Annotated in this window: 20 protein-coding genes and 2 pseudogenes; 4 read left to right on the top strand and 18 right to left on the bottom strand. The window is 60.7% G+C overall.

Annotated features, from left to right (window positions below):
- Positions 1 to 117 precede the first annotated feature (117 nt).
- The 12 genes and pseudogenes from IEY12_RS13535 to IEY12_RS13485 all read right to left on the bottom strand — a co-directional run bounded on the left by IEY12_RS13535 (position 118) and on the right by IEY12_RS13485 (position 6,604).
- Positions 118 to 416: pseudogene (locus IEY12_RS13535) on the bottom strand (hypothetical protein).
- A gap of 76 nt (positions 417 to 492) precedes the next feature.
- Positions 493 to 755 (bottom strand): annotated as a pseudogene (locus IEY12_RS16020) (DUF8150 family protein).
- Between the two features lie 13 nt (positions 756 to 768).
- A complete protein-coding gene (locus IEY12_RS13530; RefSeq protein WP_483867015.1) occupies positions 769 to 1,275 on the bottom strand; it encodes a PIN domain-containing protein in 507 nt (168 codons plus the stop codon).
- A 6-nt stretch (positions 1,276 to 1,281) separates the two neighbouring features.
- On the bottom strand, positions 1,282 to 1,572 hold the full coding sequence (locus tag IEY12_RS13525; protein ID WP_188884195.1) for a UPF0175 family protein: 291 nt from the start codon (positions 1,570 to 1,572) through the stop codon (positions 1,282 to 1,284).
- Positions 1,573 to 1,668: 96 nt separating this feature from the next.
- Entirely contained in the window at positions 1,669 to 1,878 is a 210-nt protein-coding gene (locus IEY12_RS13520; protein WP_188884194.1) for a DUF8129 domain-containing protein, read from the bottom strand.
- 60 nt (positions 1,879 to 1,938) lie between these two features.
- A complete protein-coding gene (locus IEY12_RS13515; protein WP_188884193.1) occupies positions 1,939 to 2,202 on the bottom strand; it encodes a DUF7389 domain-containing protein in 264 nt (87 codons plus the stop codon).
- A gap of 18 nt (positions 2,203 to 2,220) precedes the next feature.
- Positions 2,221 to 2,604 (bottom strand): DUF6166 domain-containing protein, encoded by a 384-nt coding sequence (locus IEY12_RS13510; RefSeq protein ID WP_188884192.1) that lies wholly within the window; start codon positions 2,602 to 2,604, stop codon positions 2,221 to 2,223.
- Positions 2,605 to 2,996: 392 nt separating this feature from the next.
- Positions 2,997 to 3,488, bottom strand: a complete 492-nt coding sequence (locus IEY12_RS13505; RefSeq protein ID WP_188884190.1) for a DUF7995 family protein — start codon at positions 3,486 to 3,488, stop codon at positions 2,997 to 2,999.
- Positions 3,489 to 4,061: 573 nt separating this feature from the next.
- Entirely contained in the window at positions 4,062 to 4,664 is a 603-nt protein-coding gene (locus IEY12_RS13500; RefSeq protein WP_188884189.1) for a DUF7995 family protein, read from the bottom strand.
- A gap of 306 nt (positions 4,665 to 4,970) precedes the next feature.
- A complete protein-coding gene (locus IEY12_RS13495; RefSeq protein ID WP_188884188.1) occupies positions 4,971 to 5,378 on the bottom strand; it encodes a PIN domain-containing protein in 408 nt (135 codons plus the stop codon).
- Positions 5,375 to 5,605, bottom strand: coding sequence for an antitoxin VapB family protein (locus tag IEY12_RS13490; RefSeq protein WP_123079106.1), 231 nt, complete (start codon positions 5,603 to 5,605; stop codon positions 5,375 to 5,377). Before IEY12_RS13490 ends, IEY12_RS13495 begins: the two co-directional genes overlap by 4 nt.
- 78 nt (positions 5,606 to 5,683) lie before the next feature.
- Positions 5,684 to 6,604, bottom strand: a complete 921-nt coding sequence (locus tag IEY12_RS13485) for a transcription initiation factor IIB (protein WP_188884187.1) — start codon at positions 6,602 to 6,604, stop codon at positions 5,684 to 5,686.
- A 692-nt stretch (positions 6,605 to 7,296) separates the two neighbouring features.
- On the opposite strand from IEY12_RS13485, the gene IEY12_RS13480 reads away from it, so the two are divergent.
- Entirely contained in the window at positions 7,297 to 8,553 is a 1,257-nt protein-coding gene (locus IEY12_RS13480; RefSeq protein ID WP_188884186.1) for an orc1/cdc6 family replication initiation protein, read from the top strand.
- Between the two features lie 188 nt (positions 8,554 to 8,741).
- Here IEY12_RS13480 and IEY12_RS13475 read toward each other — a convergent pair whose 3' ends face one another.
- Positions 8,742 to 9,377 carry a DUF6735 family protein gene (locus IEY12_RS13475; protein WP_188884185.1) on the bottom strand — a complete coding sequence of 212 codons (636 nt, stop codon included), beginning with the start codon at positions 9,375 to 9,377 and terminating at the stop codon, positions 8,742 to 8,744.
- A gap of 176 nt (positions 9,378 to 9,553) precedes the next feature.
- Here IEY12_RS13475 and IEY12_RS13470 point away from each other — a divergent pair, with 176 nt between their 5' ends.
- Positions 9,554 to 12,742, top strand: a complete 3,189-nt coding sequence (locus IEY12_RS13470; RefSeq protein WP_188884184.1) for a PD-(D/E)XK nuclease family protein — start codon at positions 9,554 to 9,556, stop codon at positions 12,740 to 12,742.
- Positions 12,735 to 16,403 carry a UvrD-helicase domain-containing protein gene (locus IEY12_RS13465; RefSeq protein WP_188884183.1) on the top strand — a complete coding sequence of 1,223 codons (3,669 nt, stop codon included), beginning with the start codon at positions 12,735 to 12,737 and terminating at the stop codon, positions 16,401 to 16,403. Before IEY12_RS13470 ends, IEY12_RS13465 begins: the two co-directional genes overlap by 8 nt.
- Before the next feature lie 218 nt (positions 16,404 to 16,621).
- Here IEY12_RS13465 and IEY12_RS13460 read toward each other — a convergent pair whose 3' ends face one another.
- The 3 genes from IEY12_RS13460 to IEY12_RS13450 all read right to left on the bottom strand — a co-directional run bounded on the left by IEY12_RS13460 (position 16,622) and on the right by IEY12_RS13450 (position 18,620).
- Positions 16,622 to 16,873, bottom strand: coding sequence for a type II toxin-antitoxin system HicA family toxin (locus IEY12_RS13460; protein WP_188884182.1), 252 nt, complete (start codon positions 16,871 to 16,873; stop codon positions 16,622 to 16,624).
- Positions 16,874 to 17,143: a type II toxin-antitoxin system HicB family antitoxin gene (locus IEY12_RS13455; RefSeq protein WP_188884181.1), complete on the bottom strand. Its 270-nt coding sequence runs from the start codon at positions 17,141 to 17,143 to the stop codon at positions 16,874 to 16,876. It abuts the gene before it with no gap.
- A gap of 268 nt (positions 17,144 to 17,411) precedes the next feature.
- On the bottom strand, positions 17,412 to 18,620 hold the full coding sequence (locus tag IEY12_RS13450) for a Cdc6/Cdc18 family protein (protein ID WP_188884180.1): 1,209 nt from the start codon (positions 18,618 to 18,620) through the stop codon (positions 17,412 to 17,414).
- A gap of 782 nt (positions 18,621 to 19,402) precedes the next feature.
- Between IEY12_RS13450 and IEY12_RS13445 the strand changes: the two genes are divergently transcribed.
- Entirely contained in the window at positions 19,403 to 19,984 is a 582-nt protein-coding gene (locus IEY12_RS13445; protein ID WP_188884179.1) for a Cdc6/Cdc18 family protein, read from the top strand.
- A gap of 500 nt (positions 19,985 to 20,484) precedes the next feature.
- Here the strand turns inward: IEY12_RS13445 and IEY12_RS13440 are convergent, their stop codons facing one another.
- Both IEY12_RS13440 and IEY12_RS13435 read right to left on the bottom strand, forming a co-directional pair.
- Positions 20,485 to 21,072 (bottom strand): hypothetical protein, encoded by a 588-nt coding sequence (locus IEY12_RS13440; protein ID WP_188884178.1) that lies wholly within the window; start codon positions 21,070 to 21,072, stop codon positions 20,485 to 20,487.
- A gap of 56 nt (positions 21,073 to 21,128) precedes the next feature.
- Positions 21,129 to 25,064 (bottom strand): helicase-related protein, encoded by a 3,936-nt coding sequence (locus IEY12_RS13435; protein ID WP_188884177.1) that lies wholly within the window; start codon positions 25,062 to 25,064, stop codon positions 21,129 to 21,131.
- Between the last annotated feature and the right edge of the window lie 123 nt (positions 25,065 to 25,187).

The raw sequence follows: 25,187 nt of genomic DNA, 5'->3' as shown, positions 1-25,187 counted from the left end.
TCAAATATCTCCCCATCTTCACCTAATCATCATATCCAATTAATTTAATAGACCACCCTGTTTCCCGTGCATCACTTCGCCCGCTCTGTCTATCGGACAGATGCTGGTACTGGCCAGTTAGTCCTCGAAGAGACAGCGTGTCGCCGCGCGCTCGTGAGTGTTTGCTGGTCCTCGTCGGTATCGGGGAAGACTGCGGACTGCTCGTCGTCTTCGACCGCGTCCTGCACTTCGGGGCGGTTGTCGACGCCGAACTCACTCGCTGCGGGTTGATCACGTCGCGTTTCACGGTCGCGGTGGTCGACGTCGGCGCCGAAGTCCTCGAGGAACGTCTCGACACTCGACTCCGCTATTTCGAGTTCGACGTCGTCACTGAACGCTGCTTGATGGTGGACATCTATGTTTGGTGTGTCGCCCATCGGTGAGAGCCTCCGCTCTCTCCGGGGGTTCGACGAACCCACGTCTGCGGAAAATCGTCGGGCGATGACCGACCAGCTACTCGCGCCCGGCCGCGTCGTCGTCTTTCACGGCTGCGATGTCCGCCGCGACGTCCTTGACGTGCTGTTGGTGCTGCGCCGATGTGCCAACACTCTGCGCCGCCTCAAGTTGGTCGTCGACGACCGCGTTCTGCTGGGGCCCCAGACCTCGGGTGGTTCGGATTTGATGTACGCCACCCAGCGCTTGACGGCCTCGATGCGTTGCTCTCGGTTCCGCTCGTGCTTCTCGTCGAGGGCCTTACGCACGTTTGAGTCGTCCATATTCGATAGCGGGTCAGAGTCGATCGAACAGGTCAGCCCGATCTTGGCTCGAGAATCGATACCCGTCCCGTTCTCGGAGTTCGTTGATGACAGTTTCGAGTTCGCTCTCGGTCTCGATATGGTCTTTGACGAGGGCTGCCTCAAGTAGCAACTTCAGATCCCATATTTCAACGTCGCGTTGGGACGCCATCCCAGCGGCATGGCCGTCGTCGGTCAGCAGTCGCTCATCGCGAGCTGCTGCGACGGCAATGCACTCCGCATCAGTGAACGAAAGCGATGCATTGACGATGTCGTCGGCGAGATGAACCTCAGACTCTGTTGGCGAGTATACCTGCAACCAGCCGCCGCGATAGGATTTGACCGCATCTATCCGCTTGACGAACCGATAGCCGGCGACTTCGTCGCGATGGAGTTCGTCAAGCACGGAGGGAACTGTCCCGACCTGCTCGAAAAGTGCGGGCAATAGCTCAAGCCGCTCGATTTTCGCAAGCGAGCTTAATATATTGTTGTCGACGAGCACTCTCCACTATAGATTTTCGAGGTGCTCGGACCGCTCCTCATTATTGAGAACGGAGACATCGCGGCTAACGCCGCGGTCGCGGAGAATTTCTTTGAATTCTTCTGGGCTGTAGCCGGCGAGCTCGGCAGCACGGTTGAGCGAGACGCTTCCGGTTTTGTACTGCTCGACAGCAAGATCGACGCGTAGCTCGGGGCGCTTCTCCAGAAGGGCACGGAACGCTTCCTCGAGGAACTCTTCCTCAGAGGAGAATCGTCCCGACTGCTGGAGGAGTTCGATGTTGTCTTCGACGTCGATCATAGTCTGAACACTCCGTACACTTCTTGGTGAGCCATCCGTATAAAGCCGGAGGTGAATCTCCTTCTTCCGACGGATGCATCCGCCAACGACGGACATTCACTCTGCCCGAAGTTCCGCTGCCTGCTGTGCGAGTCGACGGAGGATCGGTTCGCGATTCTGGTGTGCGTTTTCGTAGGCGACACACGCTTGGACGGTCTCGATGTCGGCGATCGTGACGATGCACGCGCGGCGGAGGTCGAGATTCGTTGGCGTGAGTCGCTGCTCGGGCGTGAGTGTACCCGCATTCTCGCTCTCTTGGCTGGACATGAATGGACGCCTCGCCCGCTCGCGGCGTCGACAAACGCCACCGGAAGATCTGACACCCCCTTACTCGTCCTCGACCTCGGGTTGGATCTGGCGTGTGTCTTCGGCGAGTCGATGCAGGTACTCGCGAAGCACGTCCATGTCCTCTTGGGCGTCCTCGAGCGTTTCGGCTTTCACCTTCCCCGTGATCTGGTCTTCGTCGCGCGTTCCGGACCCGCGTTTGAGTTGGACGGTGATCGAGACGCCGACGTCAGTGCGTTCGACGTGCTTGGTTTCGGTTGCCTGTTCGTCAGTCACGTTGCTCGTCGCTTCGGTGGAGTCGGACATTAATTCTGAAGTGGAGGATTAGGCGGTCGGTGCGACGTCATCGGGGAGGACGTACTCGATCGGGGCGTTGGTGATCGTCCACGTCCCGTCGGCGCCGTACTCGAGTTGGCTGACGACCTCGTCTGTGAACGTCTGGTAGTGTTCGCGGGCGAGAGCCGCGTTATCCGTGTAATCGAGAAGGATCGCGAGCGCGAGCTGTGCCGGGCCACTCCCTCGATAGCCGACTGCGAACCCGCTCGGGCTGTGCTGGACGATTCGGAGGCTGCGCTCGGGTGTAAGTCGCTCGCCGCCCGGATGCGTCGTCACGAGCACGTCGCCGCGCTCACGAGAGCCGACGTACCGGATCTCGCCACCCTCGTATGTCGGTACTGCCGTCGTGCCGTCGTCGAGTGTTCCACTCATCGTCTAGTTCGAGAGCACCACATGGGCACTCCCGCACCCCTCTCGGGGTCGACAAACACGACGGCGATTGCGGCCCGCCCAGTTTAACCAACACCGTCCCGACCCCACTGCCAATTGTTGGTTAACACGCCATCGTCCGAATTCCTAATACTGCCTCTGAGAGCCTAAAACGGTTGCAAAGTAGGTATTTACACTTTGCACACGGGGTGTCTACACGTCGCTCGTCCTCGCGAGTTCGTCCTCGAAGTAGCAGTCGGCACACCGCTGATCACCCTGTGCGGCGTAGACCGGGGCCGCCGGGACCTCCCGACAGTTCGTACAGTAGCCGAAGGCGGTTTTCGGGATTGGCTTCTGCCACGGCGGCCGTCGACGAGTCGTGTGGCCCGCCATCGTCAGTAGTGGACGTCGGCGGGGACGATCCAACACGACTCGGCGCCGTCGAGAATCCGCTTGAGGCGGTCTCGGTCCCGAACCCCCTGTCCGTGTTCGTCGTAGAGGACGACTGACGGCCCGCGATAGGCGCCAAGATTGTGGCAGGCGTGCCGGACGAGGTCCTCGTCACGCATGATCGCCTCGTCGTCGAGTTCGTCCAAGCCCTCGCGAACCGCCCTGAGGTTCTGCTCGAACGCCTCGACGGTCGCCTCCCAGCCAGCCTCGAAGAGGTCTTCGCCGGCGTCAGACTCGACCGGCGCCGCGGCCGGCCGCTCACCCCACCGTGCTTGGCCCGCTCCAGTGACGTCCGCCTCGTCGAACGTTACGTAGTAGTCGAAGACGGCGTTGGCGTCTGGGGCGACGCCGACCAGTCGGTCGAACGCAGATTTGCCTGCTGCAAGTGCTTCGTCGCGCGTCGATGCCTCTACGAGGGCGTAGATGAGCATGTGCATCTTTGAGTCTGACGCACGCCTTCGGGGCGCGCGTCGCCCCTCTCCGCACGACAAACCTCCCAGATATAATTCAAGTTCACACACCTATCGACGAATTTAGTGTTACAATATCTACAAAAAAGACAAGACTGTGACTAGTCTACCCCATCTTAATGCCAAGTATTCCCAAGCTTCATTGTCCTGACTGCGGGGAAAGCGTTCCGTGTTACAGTGCGATACCTGCTCCTGATGATGCACCTTCAGCCGATGAGATCGAGAAGAATTGTGGAAACTGCGACAACCAATTTACTGTTGCCGAGGGGATGTCGTGGTAGTAGCTTGTATCGTGAATGAAGTGGCTGTGCTGCACAATCCATGGTGCAAGCGTTCGGCGACCGAGCGGCTCGGAGAGCCCGGTAGGTCGCCGATTGACTCGCCGAAGGCGAGGCCGAGGAACCCCCGAAGGGGGTGACGACGGCTTTTGGTCGAGCTTTTGCAAGCGACCGAAGGGAGCGCAGCAAAAGGTCGTTGTGCACGCCTACCTAACGGTTGTTTCATCCCGATATCTGTGAATTATTTGGTCTGTCCTCCCTCTTAGTTCTGGGAAGTAGAGGCGTGACGTGGTGCTTCACAGACACGGCATTCCCAGATCGGCTGCCCAGCCCACTGTTCGGCTGGACTGGTCTCGACGCCGCGGAAGCGATGTGGTGTCGTACGCTCGCAGCGTTGGCACGTGAGCGCCTGCTGCGACGGCGTCGAGAACGACTGCTGCCCCTGCTCGTTGGGACACGACGACTGTTGGAGTGCGAGTGCGGGGACGAGCCAGAGCGCGTCCTCGGCCTGCGCACGGACTACGGCGAGTCGCTGCCGTGAGTCGATCGCGTGCCCGGCATCGTCGTAGAGGTACGTCGCGTGTTCCGTCGAGTCCTCGTCATCCCGCCATCGCGTTCGGTCACACGCCTGCTGCAGGAGCGGCTGGCCGGCGTCGCTCTCGACGTGGGCGACGTCGGGAAGGTTGCCCCAGTCGTTGGTGAGGGTTCGCGACGGCGCGCCATCACTCTCCGCGACGAGTTCGCACTCGTGGACCGCGGTGTCGCCCTTCTTCACGAGGCACGAATGCGCAGCGCTCCCTTTCGCGAGCGCGGCGATGTCGGTGCGTGCCGCGACGACCGCGAAGACGAGATGGAGGAGATCCATCTCTGACTCGCCGGCGTCTTGATTTACGTCGCGTATCCCGGCACGTTCGCGTCGAGACGACCGACACCTCTCTTGCGCTGAAGAGACGGATCCGTCGCTAGAGTACGCAGTCGATTCGCCTGCCGTCTCGGGATACTCAATCGCTCCTAACTGATCGCGTAGCTCGTCATCTTGCTCGAGGCCGTGGTCCGGCTCTTGGGTCGCTTCGCCTCGGGGCTGCAACGCTTCGTCGTCGCGACGGCGGTCCGGGTTTCGCGTCACGTTCCGTATTCTCTCGTCTTCCAAGATGAATCTGCGTCGGGCGTCTCAGCGGTACGTTTCGAGGGCCACTCCGTCGATGGCTCCGAAGTGGCTATCACCGGCGAGAACGGGTTCGTCGCGCTCGATGGCTGTGGCGGCGATCGCGGCGTCTCCCTTTCCGATGCCGGGGCCCTCGCCAGGCTCGGAAGCGGCGAGCGCTTCGCCGAGAATCCGACCGGCGCGTCGCGAGATACTCGGTGTCATCGCCACCTGGGGATACGATTCGAGGATACTTTCGACCTGCTGGCGTTCTTCGGCTGTATTTGCGACTTTCCCGACGCCGATGTACAGCTCCAGGATCGTCATCGCTGGGATGACGAGCGGGACGTTCGCCGTCTCGAGTTCGTGCTCTTTGGCGAGTGCCGCCTCGTTCTCGTCGATGATATCGAGAACGTAGCTGGTGTCGACGATCACTCGAACCGCTCCGCGACCCGACGGGCTTCGTCGTGATCACGCTCGTCGGCAGCCTCGATCGCATCGCGCATCTCCTGGGTTTGCTCATCGTCGAAGACGTCCGCGAGTTCGCTCAGCGACCGACCACCGATGAGCCGTTCGACCGCATCACTAAATGTCTCGTCCTCCTGCTTCGCTGCACGAACGCGTTCGTAGACGTCGTCGTCAAGCCGGATCTGATGCGACATCCCTGTCAACGACGTTGACGCCCTGGCTACTTCACTCCCGCGGCGTCCTCTCGAACTTCCGACCCGCTCCCGCTCGGACTACGGGAGCTCCTCGAGTAGCGTCTCGCGATGATTTCGGACCGTGGTCGTGGTGACGCCTGCGACGTCTGCCACTTCGGTCTGCGTGAGCCGATACTCGGGCTCTCGGGCCGCGTGATAGAGGCAGGCCGCCGCGAAGCCCGGCGGGGACGCCCCCTGTGCGATGCACTCGTCCTCAGCGTGTTCCGCGAGCGCTCGTGCTCGTCGTCGGACCCGATCGGGGACGTCGAGGTCGGAAGCGAGACGTGGGAGGTACGCGTGGGGCTGCATCGGCTGTGCCGGCAGTCCGAGTTCCTCGTTCAGCGTCGCGTAGGTGTTGGTCACGCGATTCTCGCCGACGCGCGCGGCCTCGACGACGTCCGCGAGTGGGAGTGACCGTCCGTTGCACCGGCAGGCGGCGTAGGCGCTCGCGGCGGCCATCGCCTCGATCGACCGCCCCACGAGGAGGTCCTCGGACTGGGCGCTCCGGAAGAGCTGGCACGCCTGCTCCCGAAGCGTATTGTCGATGTCGAGGACGCTCGCGACTCGCTGCACCTCCCCGAGACCGTGCCCGAGGTTCCGCTCCTGTTTGGAACGGAACCGACCCCGTTTTTGCTCGCGACGTAGTCGGCCGAGCTGCCGGCGCTTCTTCGCGGGGAGCGTATTCCCCTTCGCGTCGCGCTTCCGTCCGATCGTCGTCGAGAGTCCCCGATCGTGACGCGCCGTCGTGAGTGGTGCACCCGTTCGCTCCGTTTCCTCCTCGTACACCGGCTCCCCGCTATGGTCAATTGCGTGCTCCGTCAGGACGAGTCCACACTCCTCGCAGACTGTCTCTACTGTGTTCGTCTCGACTCGCCCACCGCACTCCGGGCAGCCATTCGCCTGGTCGTCAGTCTGGACGTCCTCGTCGAAACCGTTCGCGTAGATCTCTCTCGAAGCCATCCTGATCACAAGGAGTCCGTCGAACGCGCTGTTCTACTGGACCCCTCACCTTTCTCGGGGTGACAAACCCGTTGTGTGGAGCGCCTGAGTGTTAACCAACGCTCGGTGACCCCTGTATGTAGTGTTGGTTAACAGCCGGCGCTCCCTTCCACTCTTTCCGGAGGCTTCGTACTTGTTTGGCGTTCAGCACACTGGTCAGCCTAGAATTTGAGTGGAAACGAACTCTCACTGCTGAAGCCTTGGTCAGACTGGGCAGGACACACACCACTGTTTCCGAAGCTTTGGGGTGTCCACTTCGATAAGGACACCCACTCCACCGTTTCCGGAGCTATGTCGCTCAGCGACGAGGGGACTCACGTGGAGCCGGCAAGTACAGCCGGCAAAGTCCAGAAGACCGACGATTGTGGTCTCTTTGATAGAACACAATCCCTGATTCTAACTACTCCTGTACTGCAGTACGGATACAGTTTCTCCAGCTTTGTCTTAGTGGTTTCCCTTTTCTAGATACTCGTTCACCAGTCAGCCGTCCTGATTCTGTGGTAGCTTCGGAAGTGGTGGAGGGAGGGTATTACATAAAGAATCCCATCTCCGGAAGCACTGGTGTCTATTTTATTTATATAGTGGCTAGCTTCAGAAGCTTAGGAAGCACAGGAAACAGTGGTTTTATTTTATCGTATTGCGTGAGCGTCACTATGGGGATGTTTGAGCGGGATCAGCATGTGTTCGCGGACGCCGGACCTCTTGATGATTCGTATGAGCCCGAGGATATCCGCGAACGTGACGACGAACTCGCGAAGTATCAGCGGGCACTCCAACCTATCATCGACAATCGACCGACGTCGAATATCTTTCTGTACGGGAAAACGGGTACTGGGAAGACCGTCGCAACGAAATATATGCTCTCACATCTTGAATCGGACGCTGCTCAATACGACGACGTCGACCTCTCGATAGTCTGGACGAGCTGCGAGAATCTCTCCTCCTCCTATCAGGTCGCCGTCGCGCTCGTGAACGAACTCCGCGATGCCCAAGATGCAGACCGCATTAGCACGACAGGCTACTCTCAGCAGCGCGTCTTCGACCTCCTATACGACGAACTTGACGCACTCGGTGGCACCGCCATCATCGTCCTCGACGAGATCGATAACATCGGTGACTCCGACGACCTCCTCTACGGGCTCCCTCGCGCACGCTCAAACGGCTACGTCGACAACGTTCAACCCGTCATTATCGGGATCAGTAACGACTTCCAGTTTCGCGACAGCCTCTCCCCGAAAGTCAAAGATACTCTCGCCGAGAAGGAGATCCTCTTCCCGCCATACAACGCGAATCAACTCCGCTCGATCCTATCCCCACGGGCAGATAAAGCGTTCCACGATGGTGTCCTCTCCGAAGATGTCGTCCCCCTCTGCGCGGCGTTTGCAGCCCAAGATACGGGTTCCGCGAGACAGGCGATCCGTCTCCTTCGGGAGGCCGGTGAACTCGCTCAAGCAGAGGATGCCTCCACGATAGCTGAAGACCACGTTCGAGACGCCCAGGACGAACTCGAGAAGAACCAGCTCTACGAGGGCATGCAAGAACTCACGCCCCAAGGGCACGCCGTCCTCTGCGCCCTCGCATACCATCAAGCGCTCGGCGAAATCCCGGTCCGATCCCGCGATCTCTACCAGCGCTATACGTCGATCTGCGATCGGCTTGACGCCGACCGCGTCAGCGAACGGCGCGTCCGAGACCACCTCTCCGATCTGAATATGCTCGGACTCATTACGGTTTACGAGCGCAATGAAGGGCTCTCGGCTGGCCGCTATCACGAATATGAGCTTGACGTCCCACTACAGGCCGTCCTCGACGTTCTTCTCGCGACCTCTCGCTTCGAAGATGTCGCGGACCATATTCGATCGACAGCCGCCGATCAGAACCGCCTCCAATCTGATTTCTCCAGCTACTAATGCTGCGGTTCACTCATTCGACGAACCTAGAGTCCCGCGAAAAGCTTCGGAAACGGTGGAGGGGGCCCCTTCGAACCAGTAGTCACACCCCGTATTGAGAGAGGTCGTTTCAAATGTTTCGTGCTCTGCTCCTACACTCTCTTCTTGGACACAGTGAAGCTCACTAACTCGTGCAATCTGGGGGGTCCCTACTGATTGAGCACGACGTCGAGATCTGCGTCACTACTCCATTCGCGGAACACTCGTTCGAGATACGCGAGTGCCTCGCCCTCACTAGCGAAGACGCCGCGGTCGAGGAAATCCCCGATGATGGCTTTCAGCGCGTCGAATTCTCCGCGAACGTACTCGTCGTTAACGCGCTCGCCGTCGCGCCAAGTGACGGTTCGGAGCGCTCCATATCCGATCATCGGTGCCCGTGTCGCCGTCGTCGCGACGTCCTCTAAGCCGAACCAGAATACCCGATACGCCGTCACCACGAGCTGACCGTCCTCGTGGTTGACGACGTAGAATGCTTCGTGGGTGAGATAGTCGACGTACTCCCGTCGGATCGTCTCGAGCGTGACGTCGACGGCGCGTGGTTCGACACGGACACGCGTCGGTGTCCGCGACTCGTGAGTTTCCGGAGCGGGAATCGAGTCGTCTGAAGCGGTCTGCAGGAATTCGTAGGCACGATGCGTCCATTCGTTCTCTCGCGTGTACTCACCGAACGGCGTCGCGCGCGTAATCGAATGCTTCAACTGGAGGTTTCGAGCGCCGCGGTGCGTATAGTGGAGGTTGTACTGGCCGTCTGGTCGCTCGTAGGCGATGAGAGCTCGATGTCCCATAGTGAGTTCGCGCGACGCCTTTCGGGACGCCCCGCACCCCTTGTGGGGCGACAAACCCGCCGTGGGGGGAGTGGAACCAGAATTAACCAACATCCTGCTGTATCGACTCTACAATGTTGGTTAACACAACGCGGAACAGCCAAACGATGAAGGAGCGTTGCGACTGACACGTAGTAATGACAGAGCGGACGTTATTTATTGGTCCGAATCAGCAAAAGTTGGAGGAAGAGGCGTTCGACTGGGCGCACTCGCGATCTGAAGATGGCATTGGTCGAGTACTCTATCTCTCAAGTGCATCAGACCGACACGAACGAGTTCAGGCTTCGTGGGCAGCGTCGCGGCCCCCACTTTCACTCACCACCGACACGTTACCCAGTCTCGTATACGAGGCCTACGAGAAAGCCACTGGGCCCCACACACAACTCCCCGAGGCGACTGACCGCCGAGCGTTAGAACTCAGTCTCGATTCGATAATCGCCGACCGCGACTGGCTCTCATCGCAATCCCACGCACCGGCAAGTCTAGTTGATGCGTTCGACCGACGGTTCGCCCGCTTCCAGAACGTCGGGCTCACCACACCAGCTCTCGTTCGCGAAGAGTTCGAGAACTCCGAACTCCCCGCTCGGATACGGGACACCACAGTTGCAGCCTACGAGACGTACTACGAGCGACGGCAATCCGTTTCGGAACCCTGGACCGTCACCTACAGTCACGCCTTCGAAACCATCGCAGATGCTGACTTCGAGGACCTCTATCCACACGTCGACGTCATCGTCGTGTCCGGATTTTTCGATCCAGGGGCGCTCGAACAACAGGTTCTCGAGGCGCTGTTTACTGCGTTCCCAACGGCGGCCGTGCTCCCAACGTTCACGCCGGACGGGGCCGAGGGCGTTGATCCCGCCACAGAGACCATTCGGGACCTCTATCGATCTGCCGACTTCGACGTCGAGCAGGTTGAGGAGACGCATGGTTCATCGGCGCTTTCAGGACTCGCTCGCTCACTCTACCAGAACGATCCACCAGCGCAGCGATCCGTCGTGGACGACCTCACGTGGCGAGAACTCCCAACTCCCGAACGAGAGGCGCGCTTCGTCGCCCGCGATATCAAATCTCAGCTCGCAACCGATGAGACGACCGATATTGGGGTCGTGATTCCTGGGTTCGAGGCCTACGAGGGGTACTTTGCGGATGCATTCGAGACGTTCGATCTGGAGTACTCTGTCGAGACGTCGAGTGCTCCTACAGACACGTTCGTCGGCACGGTCGTCGAGAATCTCGTCTCGCTCTCAGAGCCAGAGCCGCGTGCGGCGACGTTCACGGAGCTGGTGACGAACCCGCTTGTCGACGTTCTCGACACAGATGCGGAAACCGATGTCGTCGCGACCGAACGCCGCGTCGACTCAGCTCGCCTCCAAGCGGTACGCGACCACACTGACCGCGAGATCGCGTCCGCGATCGATGACTTGCTCGACACGCTCGAAAGTCTTCATACCGGATCGTTGACCCAGGGTATCGAGGCGATCCGGACCTGCCTCGCAGAGTTCGGAATCGAATCAGCCCTCGACGAGGATACGACGCCAGTTGATGTGGGACGCGAGCGGGCGGCACTGGACGAAGTTCGCCGCATCCTCGCATCGTTCGAAGAGGTGGACGACGCTTCGATGGCTCTGTCACCAGGTGCTGCAGTTCGCCGTGCCCTCCATGGGGCGTCGCTGAACGGCTATCGAGACACGACTGGCCAGGTCACCATTCTCAACCATCTCGATGCAACCGGGTTCGCGTTCGACCAGCTCTACTTGGTCGGGTTGACGAGCGAGCACTTCCCTGCAGTCAGGCGCCATGCGGCGTTCTTCGAGCGGATGGTCGACGCTCATCCGATTCTCGAGGTCCTCGATGATCGGCTCCGCGATCGGTACATCTTCGCGACGCTTCTCGCGAACGCTGGTGAGGTGACGCTCACGACGCCGGAGACCGATCCGGACGCGACGGCCGTCGTCCGCTCGCCCATCCTGGACGAACTGCAGCGAGTGACCGATATCGAACCCGAGACGGGCGTCGACGACCGGGTTGGGTCTCGTGAAGACCTCCAGCGGCACATCGCGCCGAGGGACGATCGACGGGAAGCGATTGATGCTGCTGGCGAACGTGGGGACTTCACGGCCACGCAGACGATTCGCGCCAACCGTGGGAGTCAGTGTGCGAGCGAGCGCGCGGATCCTGATCTGTCACCCCACGACGGCCTACTCGAAGCCGAGACGGTCGCTGAGGTCTACCCGAAAGACGAACGCGAGCCGTACAGCGCGAGTCGTATCGAGCGCTACGTGAACTGTGGCTTCCAGTTCTACATGGAGCACGTCCTCGACGTGGAGGACGACGACGGCGTCGAACGGACGCCCGACCCGCTCGAGACGGGGACGTTCGTCCACGATACGTTCGAGCGCTTCTACGCCGACCTCCAAGACGGGGCTGGTGACGGCGTCGATCTGGCTGCGTACGACCGCGATCGACTCGAAGCCCACATGCTCGACGTCGCATTGGACGAACTCGCGAGTGCGGACTTCGAGTATTCGGGCGTGTTCTATCGACGTTGGCTGGAGCAGTTCTTCGCCGGCCTTGGCGACCCCGACGAGAACCCCCACTACGGGAATCCTCGCCCGCATCAGGGCGTCGACCGCGGACTCTTCGTCCGATTCGTCGAGCGCGAGCACAGCCGTAATGGCGACGCGCTCCCGACGTGGTTCGAAGCCCCGTTCGGTGAGGGCCTCCGTGGTGAGAGCGGACTCGAGGCCTTCGAGATCGATCTCCCGAACGGGGGCAGCGTCGCGTTCCACGGCTACATCGACCGCATCGACGTCACTGTCGACGCCGACGACGCGCACGTCCAGTTGTTCGACTACAAGACGGGTTCGACGCCGGCGATGACGACGACCACTGGCGGGACGACGTTCCAGCTCCCCCTCTACCTTCTCGCCGCAGAGGAAGTCCTCGCTGGCGACATCGATGACTTCGACGAGCTCTCGGCGACCTACTACCAGACGAAGCCGCCGAACCGGTTCAAGGAACCCCGTGGCATCGAGTCGAAATTCGACTCTACGGCGGAGCTACGCCGATTCCTCGACGAGGTGGTTCCACAGCGCCTCCAGACGGTGTCGAGTGCGATCGAGCACGGGCGGTTCTACACCACGCTTCTCTCACAGCGGGAGGCTGGCTGTGAGTACTGTTCGTACCGGCGAGCGTGCGACGTGCGGCCGAATCAGCGCCGCGAGCGTGTGAACGTCCTCAATGACGACTCGCAGAGTTACGTGCCAGTCCGGGCGACAGCGCGTGACTTTGCGGTCGACTCCTGGGGTGAGAGCGATGACTGAGGAGCACAGCTCGGTCGACGCAGACAGAGATGCCGACGGCGGGATCCAGCTCACGGACGAACAAGAGGACGCACTGGTCCTCGATCGGAACGTCTCGATTACCGCCGGCGCTGGGACGGGGAAGACGACGACGCTCACGCGACGGTATCTCGAGTTCCTCCGTGAGAACCCGGACGCGACGCCGACGAACGTGGTGACGATCACGTTCACGCGGAAGGCCGCAGCGGAACTGCAAACGCGCGTGCGTGCCGAGCTCTACGACGAACTAGCGGATGCATCTACGGACGCAGAGTACGAGCGCTGGCGGACGGTCCTCGACGAGCTCGACGATGGGTATACGCATACGATCCACGCGTTCTGCTCTCGGCTCCTCCGGGAGAACGCCGTCCAAGCCCCGGTGCCGATGGAGTTCGACGTTCTCGACGAGGATGACGCGGCTGACCTACAGAGAGAGGTCGTTGTCGGTTACCTCGATTCGCATGGGGCCGACGACGACGTCGACCTGCTCTCTCGACTCTTCGGCTCTCATGGCCGCCTCGTGGACATCCTGACGGGCCTCCTCGATGCTCGTCCGCAGAGCGAAGCGTGGCTCGCAGCATGGCAGGGTCGCGATGTCGAGGCGTACGTGGATTACCTCTGGGAGCACGTCTGCGATCTCGATGCAGAGACGGCAGCCGGCTTCTTCGACGATCCCGACGTGGAGGCGGCGCTCGCGACCGCGCGTCGCTTCTCTGACGACACGTTCGATGTCGACGACGGCGCGGACGGCGTGGCCGTGCTTCGTCGGATTGCGGAGGCCGTTGATGAGAACGAGGCGTCCACGGACGCACACGCCGAACAGCGTGCGTGCCGTGAACTCTATGACGTGCTCGAGACGAGCTCAGGGGGGCTCTATTCGAGCGCGAGTCACCACCTGGTCGGGACCAAAGCGACGTGGAACGACGAAACGGACGCCTACAGCGCGTGCAAGGACGCGCTCAACACACTGCTCGACGCGCTTCGGGAGATCGAGGACGAACTCGAGACGACGCCGGGTGACCTCGAACGGAATAGTGCGTACTACGTGCTGGCGCTCGCCCGCGTCTTCGCGGACGTCCTCGAGGTGTACGAGGCGGAGAAGGACACACAGGACGCGCTCGACTATCCCGACCTGATCGAGACCACGACGTCCTTCCTCCGCGAAAACGACGAGGTGTGTTCGTCTCTCCGCGACTCGTTCGAGGCGATCATGGTCGACGAGTTCCAGGACACCGACGACGATCAATGGGAGCTCGTCGCGCTCCTTGCCGGCCTCGCCGACGACGGCGTCGAGACGGACAACGTGTTCCTCGTCGGGGACAAGAAGCAGAGCATCTACGGGTTCCGCGGCGCCGACGTGACGACGTTCGAGACCGCACGCGACGTCCTCCGAACGCAGAATCAGGCCCTCGGGCGCGACACCATCCCGAAGAGCGAGCAGGCGTCCCCCACGGACCTCGAACTGTCCGGGAACTTCCGGACGCTCGAGGAGCCGCTCACGTTCCTCAACGAACTCTTCGAGAGCGTCTTCCAACCTGAAGGCGAGACGTACGCGGACTACGAAGCCCACCCCCAGGCGCTCTCCTTCGAACGCGACCGCATCGAGGACGTCGCCGACCTCGAGGGATCCGTCGAGTACCTGGTCGTCCCGGAAGACGAGGGCGACGCGGCAGCGCTACTTGGCGAGGATCATTCCATCACGGCGGCCGCCGCCGAGCATACGACTGCGGCCGAAGCGACGGCGCTCGCCAACCGGCTCTCGGGACTCCTCGCCGACCCGCCGCGGGTCTACGACGAGGACGACGAGGAGCAACGTCCCGCCCGTCCGGAGGATATCGCGATCCTCCTGCGGCGACGCACCCACCTCGACCGCTACCAGCGCGCGCTCGACGACCAAGACATCCCGTACTCCGTGATTTCGGGCGTCGGCTTCTACGACACGCCCGAAGTACAAGCACTCACCAACCTCCTTCGCGTGCTCGCGGACCCGAGTGACGACATTTCTCTCTATGCTGTCCTGCGCTCCCCGCTCTTCGGGTTCACTGACGACCGTCTCGCGACGCTGACCGCCTCGGCGGAGACGGTCTGGGATGCTCTCCAGAGCGCTGACGACGAACAGTTCGCGGATGCGGCCCGCCTCCTCACGGAATGGCGTGAACTCGCCGGCTGCGTGCATAGCGACCACCTCACCGTGCGGCCGTGGAATCAGGTACTCACGCAGGTCATCGACGACACGGGCTATCTCGTGAGCGTCGGCGCGGACGAAGGCGGTTCACAGGCGGTCGCGAACATCGAGAAGTTCCGTGACGAGATTCGGGACTGGTCGGAGGGTGGCACGCGAACGGCAGCGAGCCTCCTCCGTCGGATCGACCGCCAGGCCGAACTCGACCCCCGAGAGGGCGAAGCCGAAGTGCCGGACGGGACCGAGGGCATACGCATCATGACGATTCACGCCGCGAAAGGCCTCGAATTCCCGATCGTCACCGTCCCCGACCTCGGGAGTCGCCTGAACTTCGGGCGGAGTGTCGACGACTACGGCTACGTCCGACTCGTCACCGATCACGACGATGCGCCATTCCTCGCCGCAGGCGGCCCGTCACCGACTGATGCCTTCGACGTCGAGAAGACTACCGCGCACACCTACGCCGACAGGGTTGAGCGACCGCGGGAGCGTGCCGAGGCGAAACGCCTCCTCTACGTCGCCTGCACGCGGACCCGCGACCACCTCCTCCTCTGTGGCACGCACACGTTCGACGACGTCGAGGACGAACTCGCCTTCGACGCCGCTAACGATCCCGCTGACGCGAGCGCGTGGCGGGACTGGCTCCAGGGCCCGCTCCTTGAGCGGGACGACGTCACGGCGGCGCTCGCGGACCACGGGCGAGCAGACACACGGATTGGGGACGCCAGGTACACGGTCCGGCTGCCGAGCGAGGGTGTCGACTGGCGGCCAGAGGGGGAGGACGAACGCGACGCGTACCCCGAGATCGAACTGGCACCGCCGCCGGCTGGCTCGAAGCGCCGACGCGTCACCGCCACGCAGCTCGTCGACGCGGCCGCCGCCGAGACGGAGCGGCACACGAGCGGGGGTGGCGAGTCCGATGACGCGCTTCCGCGCAACGAGTTCGGGACGATCGTTCACCGCATCCTCGAGTTCGACCGGCCCCGCTCGGGGTGGTCGGACCTCGCTCGCCGCATCGCCGCCGTGAACGGCTTCGACGCGACTGATGCGGACATTACGGAGGCCGTCGAGCATGCTGAGGATGCGAAGGCGTTCCTCGACACCGAGGTCGACCGATACGGGTCGGCAGAGACACACGAAGAACTCTCCGTGAGCGTCGACCTCGACGAGTTCCGTATCGTCGGCGATATCGACCACCTCCGCGTGACCCCGGACGCCTTCGTCATCACCGACTACAAGACGAACCGGCTCGGATCGCGGACGACCGCAGAGCTCGCTGACCACTACCGCCCACAGATGATGAGTTACGCGCTCGCGCTTCTCGGACAGGACGCCAGTCGAGAAGTCCGAGTAAATCTTCGGTTTACGGATGCACGAGAGACGGAGACGTTCCGGTGGACTGCTGATGAGCGGGAGAGCCTCCGCACCGACCTTACGCGGATCGCAAAGCGAGTTGAGTAACGTCCGAGTCCCGAGCGGCGGATCACGGCGATACTGACGCCTGCCCTCGGTTCCCGAGGAATAGCTTCTCGTTCCTAGATGACAAAACGCCGCAGACTACACGGAGCCAGCTACACCGAGTTAACCAACACAGAATGGTTCCTCGGTGGAATGTTGGTTAATCTTGGCGGAGGGCGTACAGCACGCGAGAGTGACGAGGAAAATCGTTGGTGGACGTGCTACGAGTTCGCGTCGATCCATTCGCAGAACGCCTCGAAGTCTCGTGCCCCAGCGTCGTCCGCGATGCTTCGAAGTGTCCCGGTCCGTAGTTCGTCGTGAAGTGGAACCGTCACCTGTCGGCGATCGTCTTCGTTTGTCGGATGCTCGTAGTACAACTGCGCGTGATCGCCCGTTGTACGTCGCCACTCGAATCCCCCGGCGTTCACAAGGACCTTCACGACCTCCATTCCGGAGAATGTCCGCCGCCCCATCTACTTCAGGACGTCCGGAGGTTCGTCCTCGCCAGTTGCGTTCGCCGCGGGATCGATGCCCAGCTCGCGGAGTTCCTCCTCAGTGGGTTCGTGACCGATCTCGCCCTTGTGGAGGGCGACTGCTTCATCGAGATTATCGAGCGCGTCCGCTCGTGACTCCCCCTGCGTCGTGACGCCGGTTTCGACGTCCGTTGCGATCCACCAGTCGTCCTCCCGCCAGAGCCGAATCTCCCCCGTGTGCGTACTCTCGTTCGACGACGAACTGGCCATTATGGTTCTACTTTATCTGCCGATCCATAAGTATCCCGTGCCGGCGTCTGTTGTCCAACTTGGTGTTCGCCATTCTGCGCGATAATATTGGATAGTGTCTGCCCGCATTACTACACAGAGACCGTGCCTTCCCGGAGGTGTTCCAAGGGGTGAGTGCTCTCTCTGCAATAGGAACGCTGCCGAGTGCACGCGCTTCACCCCCGCCCACAGTGGGGTAGAGAATTCGCGCTGCTTTCGTTTAGACATCAGGACTAGCTCTCGATTCGCACTAAAAGAGAGCGGAGAGCCGCTCGTCCTCTTGGAGGATCTCTCCGATGATGTCCTCGCGATCGCCGAGCTGGTACTGGTAGTACGAGCCACCACCACGGCCGTCGTTTCGCTCCTCACCGTCGAGAATACCCTTTAAGCGCAGGTCGCTGAGTCGGTCGTGAATCGACCGGATGGAGAGGACGTCTGCGTCGATGGCGCTCGCGTGCCGTTCGTATTCCTCGTGGATCTGGATTCGCTTCGATGGTGTTTCACCGCGGCGTTCGAGTGTGTACACGGCTGTAAGTGCGAGCTTGCCCTGTGTGGGGAGGGAGTTGACTTCGTCGCCGATGCGGTCTTTCGCGATGAGTTCGCGCGCGTTCTCGACATCCTCACCAGTGACAGTACTCCGCTCACCTTCGCGGGCGAGATCGCCAGCCTTGTAGAGGAGTTTGAGTGCTTGACGGGCACTTCCAGACTCTTGCGCACCGTAGGCTGCGGCGGCGGGGATGACGTCGCTCTCGAGGACATCGTCGAAGAAGGCTTTCTCCGCGCGATGGCGGAGGATCGTGCCCAGCTGGTTCGCGTCATACGGCTTGAAGTGGAGTTCCTCCTCACAGAGCGTATCTTTCACGCGGGCGCTGAGATTGTCGCGGAAGGTGAAGTTGTTACAGATCCCGATCACGCCAACGTAGGTGTCGGTGACGTGACCGGCTGTCGAGGCACGCGGCAACTGATACAGGATGCCGTCGTCAGTGCCGATCGAGTCGACTTCGTCGAGAACGATCAGGGCGTGTGTGCCATCGAGGTCTTCGAGGTGCTCCCAGAGCATATCGTAGACCATCGACTGCGGATAGCCGGTCGTCGAGATGGTCGACTGGTCGGGGTCGTCCGCACGGAAGACGTTGACGAGATTCGCGGCGACCTGGTAGGAGGTCGAGAGATCCTTACAGTTGAGATAGATGGTTTCGACGCCGAGGTCGTCATACTGTTCCGCGTCACTCTGGAGTTGGCTGAGGACGAGGTCGGTCGAGATGGTCTTCCCAACACCGGTCTGCCCGTAGAGGAAGATGTTCTTCGGCGGCGCGCCGTTGATCACGGGCCGGAGTGCGTTCTGGTAGGCGGCGAGCTCGTCGTCACGTTCGAGGAGGTCGTCTGGGGTGTACTCGTCTCTGAGAACGGTCTCGTTCTCGAATATTGAGTTGTCCCGGGTGAACGAATTGAGCCCCATCGGTCTTGGTCTGGTTCCTCGACCCACATAAACCTCCTCTTCACGAGCTTCACGAGATTCACAGCGTTCCTGAGAACGCATACCCACCCCCCAGATTGCACGAGTAATCCTGCACAAGACTGCCTCTGCCCGGATTATCAGCTACGACCGTGGGAACACCAGCAGAACACACCACCTAACCACCCCGCTCACTCGTGGTCTGCGGACGCTATTCTCCCTGTAGCCTCTTAGTCGTTCTCCACCGATTAGGACTTATCTCGTCCCTCTCCCCTTCTCAAGTCCATTTACTCGTGCAAAGTGGGGGGTGGGGGATCGCTAACTCATGCAATCTGGGGGGGTCCGGCAGGTGTGTGAGATGCAGTCGTCGGCATCGACACTCCATTCGCGGAATACTCGTTCGAGTATCTGAGCGTTGCGTCGTGGTTCACGAAGACGCCGCGATTGAGGTGGGAACCGACGATGACTACCACGTTGAACTCCTCACGATGTAGGCGTCATCAACGGGATGCGGTCGCGACAGATGACCGCCCGGAGTGCTCGATATCCGATCGTCGTTGAGAGCTCGCGATCGTGACGTGTCGCCGTGGGCAGGGCGTCCGTTCGTCTGATCGTGCTGGACGTCCTCGTTGAAGTCGTTCGCGTAGATGTCTCTCGAAGTCATCCTGACTACGAGGACTCCACCGAACGCGCCGTCACGCTGAACCCTTACCCTTCTGGGGTTGACAAACAGCCACACAGTGGCCTCTACAGCGTCTTAACCAACATATTATGCTGTTCACCGGATGTTGGTTAATCAACGGTGGGGTCATTTCAAGTGCTTTTTCGCCCCACACAGAGGCGGGATAGCTGCCTTTCCGGACGATGTTTGCGAGCCGGCAGCCATCCTGTACTGCGCCGCCGTCGCCGCGAAAGACGACGGAAGTGCTCGCCAAGCAATCGACCTGCTTCGAGAAGCAGGTCGCAAAGCAAAACGCGACCGTGATGACACTATTACTGAAGCGCACGTCGAGGCGATTCGCGAGCAGGTTAACCGCGGTCAGTTCCATCGTATTCGCGATCAGGCGACTCACGCCCAACTGGTGCTTGAGAGCGTCGCTCCTGCACAATTCGCGGATGACGGCTCAATTCGGACGGATCGCGTCCGTGCTGCCTACGAAGCGAGCGCGGAGAAACACGGCCACTCGCCGCTCACTACACGCAAAAGCGTCCTCAATCATTTGAGCGATCTGCAGATGATTGGCTTCCTCACAAAAGAACCGCTCAACGAAGGTCTCAGCCGTGGCCGCACCTATGTCTGGTCAGTCAATCTTGACCCGGAGACTGTAATCGAGGTTCGCGAATCAATCAAATCACCCCCGACCTAACACTCGAAACGACCTCTGTCTCCCCTCTATCGAACATAGCGATACACACGCTCCTCAACCTCCAAGAACACGCCTCTGTAATTCACAAGGGTCGTTTCAAGTGCTTCCGTATCCAACGGCTCCCGAATTCTGAGAATGCAGCCCGGGGTTCGCTAACTCGTGCAAAGTGGGGGGAGGAGTGGGGGATCGCTAACTCGTGCAATCTTGGGGGTTACCTACTGTTCGAACACAGCGCAGATGTCAGCATCGGGATTCTATCGGGGAACACTCGTTCGAGATATGCGAGTGCTTCCCCTCTCACTCGTGACGATGTTGCGACGATGCCCCGATTGAGGAGAATGCCCACGAAAGGCGGAGACGTTCGAATGGCGTAGGAGTGACTGAGACTCGTTAGAGGCTGACCTTCGAGGGATCATCGACTAGCTTGAATAATCAGCTAACCCAATCAGACCGGATGACTGAGTTGTAACCAACACTGTAACAGCTGGTTCGTCAGAGACTCACTCAGTAAACTGATTCAGTTGGGCTTCATCAGATTCTGGGAGGCTGCTCTCATTGTAGCCCGCTGCAAGGAGGAATTTCCGAAGATGCCGACTCTCATCTACTGATGCTGGTGGGGTATTCGAGAATAGCTCTTCAATGACCTCATCCGAATCTCCACACAGCGTAACTCTCTGCTCATACGGATCTCGATCGATTGGGTCACGTTGCTCATCCACAAGGATAGGCTGCATACCCTCCTGGTAGATGTACTGGTACAGGGAGACTGTCCGGATGGTTTCGTCGTCTTTGAAGAAGCTGGCCTGCTCTCGTTCGGGAACGACGGCGATCCGTCCGCTCTCTTTGTCTTCAGCGAATTCCTCGAACTCGCGAAATTCGGCAGGTAATGGACCGTCAATTAGGTGAGTGATGATCCCCTTCCAAGTGAACACGTACACGCGCTCAAAGAAGTCGACAGTTCGACTCTCCCCAGATTCAAACACCAGCAGGAGATCACCATGTTGGACTTCTGTTCCCTCAACGCTGATGTGTGAGGAGTAGGGATACCCCTGACTGTCATCCAGAACTTCGATATCGGGCTCGGTCATACCTATCTCGGCTCACTCTCGCCACAAAGTAACACCCGCTTCGAGAGGGGGAGTCGCTATGTGGAGTGGGCCGCTTGTTCGCGGTTTTCGAGGAACGTCTCACACCACGACTGGAGGATACGCATCGCCTGATCTTCGGCTACCGTTCCATCGTTCTCGAGGCGGCCAAGATTGCCGTCGCGCCCCCATCCACAGATAACTGGAGAGTCGGTCTGCTCTGGCCGAGACTGGATCTGCTGGGAGAGACGAGTCGGCTCCTCGCTCATCCGTCTGAGTGTGGTGACGAGATCATCGAGGAGGGGATTCCCGGGTGCGAGGTACTGGACGGACGGGAACTCGTCAGCACACTCTGCGGAGAACGTCACTGCCACCTGCCGTTCACTTGGTGCGATCGCCTGCGCGAGTGTCTGCTCCCCCTCTGTCTCCGGGGCCTCGATAGAGGATTCTCCGAGTGCAACCCGATAGGTATCCTCGGCGAAGGCGAACTCCTCAGCAGATTCTCCGTCATCGAGGTCGATTTCGACGTCAGTTACCGACGTGAACGTGACCCCGCTCTCGGCGAGCGTTTCGTTCCCAACGAGGACGGCCTGCAGGCTTGGCGTTCGGTACGGCGCTGCGTATTCGTAGTCGGTATCGCCGACGTCGACGATATCTGGGTGTGAGTAGGACTGCCATGCGTCGAGTTTCGCTTCATCAATCACGTCCTGGGGGACGAGACTATCGACCGAGTCCAGTGATTCGCTGACGTCGACCCTGTCACCCTGTTCTTGGTCTTCGATTTGCTCGCTGAACTGCTGGTCTGCCTGCTCGACAGCACGCTGGCTCTCCCCGCGCTCGGCGTTAAGTGTCGCGTCACGAATCTGTTGGCTCACACCGGAGAGGATGGGCTGCATGTCGCCGACGACGTCCTCGAAGAGCCCGATCCGGTCGTCGAGTCGGTCGTAGATGTCTGTCTCGACGGTATCCTTGTAGCTATAGTTGAGGATGGTCACCTCGTCGAAGCGCTGGCCGATACGGTCGATACGACCGATTCGCTGTTCGACACGCATCGGGTTCCACGGCAGGTCGTAGTTGATGAGCGCGCCACACTCCTGGAGGTTCAATCCCTCGCTCGCGGAGTCCGTACAGACGAGAATGTCGACCCGCCCGTCATCCGTCGAGAACTCTCGCTTCACTCGTTCTTTACCAACCGTCGTCCACGTCTCGTCCTCGGCGTCATATAGCTCGCCGCCGCGTCCGGAATACGTTGCGACTGTCGCCCCGTGGATGGACGTGAGCCGGTCGCGGATGAAGTCCATCGTGTCTGTGTACTGCGTGAAGATGATGACGCGATTGTGGCCGTCGCGGTCGAGCTCATCGAGGTCATCGATGAGTTGGCCGATCTTCGGGTCGTTGTCGATCCGCTTCAAGTCGTTGACGAAGGATTCGAGTTCCTCGATTTCCTGTTCGAGGAGGTTGATCCCCTGATCGGTTACATTCGGGATGACGTCTGCGAGATCCGCTTCCTCGAGGTTCCCCTCGAGTTCGTCGAGGGCATCGAAATCATCCAGGTCGTACTCGGTGAGCGTCTCGAGGATGACTTGCTGGGTGTCCGCGTGTTCTCGCTCGGCGGCGCGTTGTTTCCCCTTGAGGACGGTTCGTTGTGTGCGGAGGGTTGCGAGACGGTTCTGCAGGCTCTGTGAAATTGCGTAGACGCTACTGGTGAGTCGCTGGCGGTAGGTGGTCATCACGAAGCCGATGGCGCGCGTTTCGGCCTCGTCGGACTGCTGGGCGAGCTTGTAGAATTTTCGCGTGTAGTCGTCGATACGGTCGTAGACCTCGCGTGTCTCTTCGGTGAGTTTGATCTGGCGTTGTTCGGGGTTTCTGTCGGGGACGGTGGTGTCGAGCAGCCCGACCTGCTCGTATTTCCGGAGGGTATCCCGTGTATTCCGATGGATGAGGGCATCGACGGGCGTCGATTCTGCGAGTACGTCTTTGACGACGCGCCATCCCGCCTCGGAGAGGTCATCGAGTGCACCGAGGCGGTCGTTCCGCGAGTACGTCAGCCACTCCTCCTCGGCCTTCCAGTCGGGATAGAGCAGGTACTTGAGTTTCTCGTCCTCGTTCGCGTCGAACGGGTCGACGTCGTATTCGCGGACCGCGGCGTCGAAGCGATCGAGGTAGCCGTCGTACTGTGCACCGTAGTCTTTGGCGAGGTTGCAGGCTTCCAGAACGCGCTGCTTCGAGCGTGCACGCGCTTGATCCTCGTCGCCGATCTCGAGTTCGGCTCCGACGGCGTCGAATATCTGGTCTGAGAGCGCTCGCTCCGTCGGCAGTCGGTCCTGATAGCGGTGCTTGTCGAGTGTGGCTTGCGCCGACCAGGAGTCCTCGGTCGTGGTCTCGCCGTCGAGCTGCTGTCTGAGTGCTTGTGTGAGAGCCTGCCGTGTCTCGAAGAACTCGACGAATCGTTCCTTGGTGTCCCATCGACCAGGGAGGTCGAGGAGCGTCATCAGGTCGTAGAGCTCCCCGGCATGCAACTGCATCGGCGTCGCGGTCAGGAGGTAGTACGCCTGTGTGTGCTCGCGGAGGCGCTCGAGGAGCGTGTAGAACTTACTGCCCGACCGTGCGTTGTGGGCCTCGTCGATGATGACCGCGTCCCAGACGCCGTCTCGATCGTTAGCGTTCCGACCGCGGACACTTGCTGGAACGTCGTCCCGAGTGCGGACGACTCCGTTGTCGCGGGGGGCGACCTGGTCCCAGCGGTCGTCGAGGCGGGCTGTATGCCACGACATGATCACGATTGTCGGGCCAGTGCTTGTGGCTGTGGATTGTTGCTGGTGGAGGAATCGCCATATCGGACTCTCAGACCAGGCTTCCTCGCGCTTGTCGGCAGTGAGATCGAGGTCGGTAGCGGACGGTGGCGTGTGTTCACGGCCGAAGGCATCGTGGAAGACGTACTGGTTCCCGCTGCCGCGATCGAAGCGATAGGCGTTGAGATTGAATTTCTCCCAGAGTTCTTCTTGCCACTGGATCGTGAGGCTCGCGGGGACGAGGAGGAGTCCCGTTTCGAGCTCGTCGGTGAGGCCGAGTCGGGAGAGCGTGAGGCCGGCTTCGATCGTTTTCCCGAGGCCGACTTCGTCACAGAGGAGGAAGCTGTTCGGGTACGTGTTAACGAGCGTGTCGGAGACGACGCGCTGGTGCGGCCACGGGGTGATGGTGCTGCCTTCCTCCGCGAGGGCGAGTCCACCGGGACTGAGTGGGGCGTCCGCGACGATGTTCGCCTTGTCCTTCTCCGTGGGTGGCGCTTCGCCACGAGCGACCTGGAGGGCGGTCTCGACTTCTGTATCCGAGTCTGGTGCTTTCCAGTCGATGATCTCTTCTTCGATGGCCTTGGGGAGGTCGTAGACCTCGACGTAGGGATGATCGTCCGTCCAGAGTCGCTCGAACGTATCGATGTCCCCCTCGACGTACTCGCGCTGGCCATCCCGCCACTCTCGATGTACCTTGAAGCGTTCGTAGTTCCGCTCCCACCCACCCGCGGTCTCGTTGACACTCCCCTCAAAGGATATCGCGTTCTCCGCGTTATCATGGAAGATCCCGACTTTCGGATGGAAGATCCCCCAGTTGCCTCGGCGGGGAACGGCGACTTTGATGGTGAGGCGGCCGTCGCGAAGGAGATGCGCGAGTAGTTGGAGGCGGGCGTTCAACTGCTCGTCGTCGAGTTCGTCCAAGTCCTCGCCGAGTTCGTCAGTCAGGGCTTCGAGAACCGGGCGGTCCGTTTCGTAGAGCTCTGCACCGACGATGAGCCGCATCTCGCCATCGTTCTCGACGAGCGCGTGAATCCCACGCGCCGCAACGGCGAGCGCACTACTCGAGAAGTAACCGGCGACACGGTCGTACTGAACGCTGCGCTTGAGTGCGGGGATATAGAACTCGTTGACGAGATTGGAGCCGGTAGTCGCGGGTTGGCTCTCATAAATCGACTGCCAGTCATACTCCGGGAGCTCAGCCATCGGTGATATGGCTCATCGTTTTCGGGGCTGATACTTAACCACCACCTCTGCGTCGGTTCCACCTTCTGGGTCCCCGACACTTGGACTCAATTAGACTCTTGGCGAGAAGGATTTATTATTGAA

The sequence above is a fragment of the Halarchaeum grantii genome, from assembly GCF_014647455.2.
In the GTDB taxonomy this organism is placed as follows: Archaea; Halobacteriota; Halobacteria; order Halobacteriales; family Halobacteriaceae; genus Halarchaeum; species Halarchaeum grantii.
This window is presented reverse-complemented; position numbering and strand designations above follow the sequence as displayed.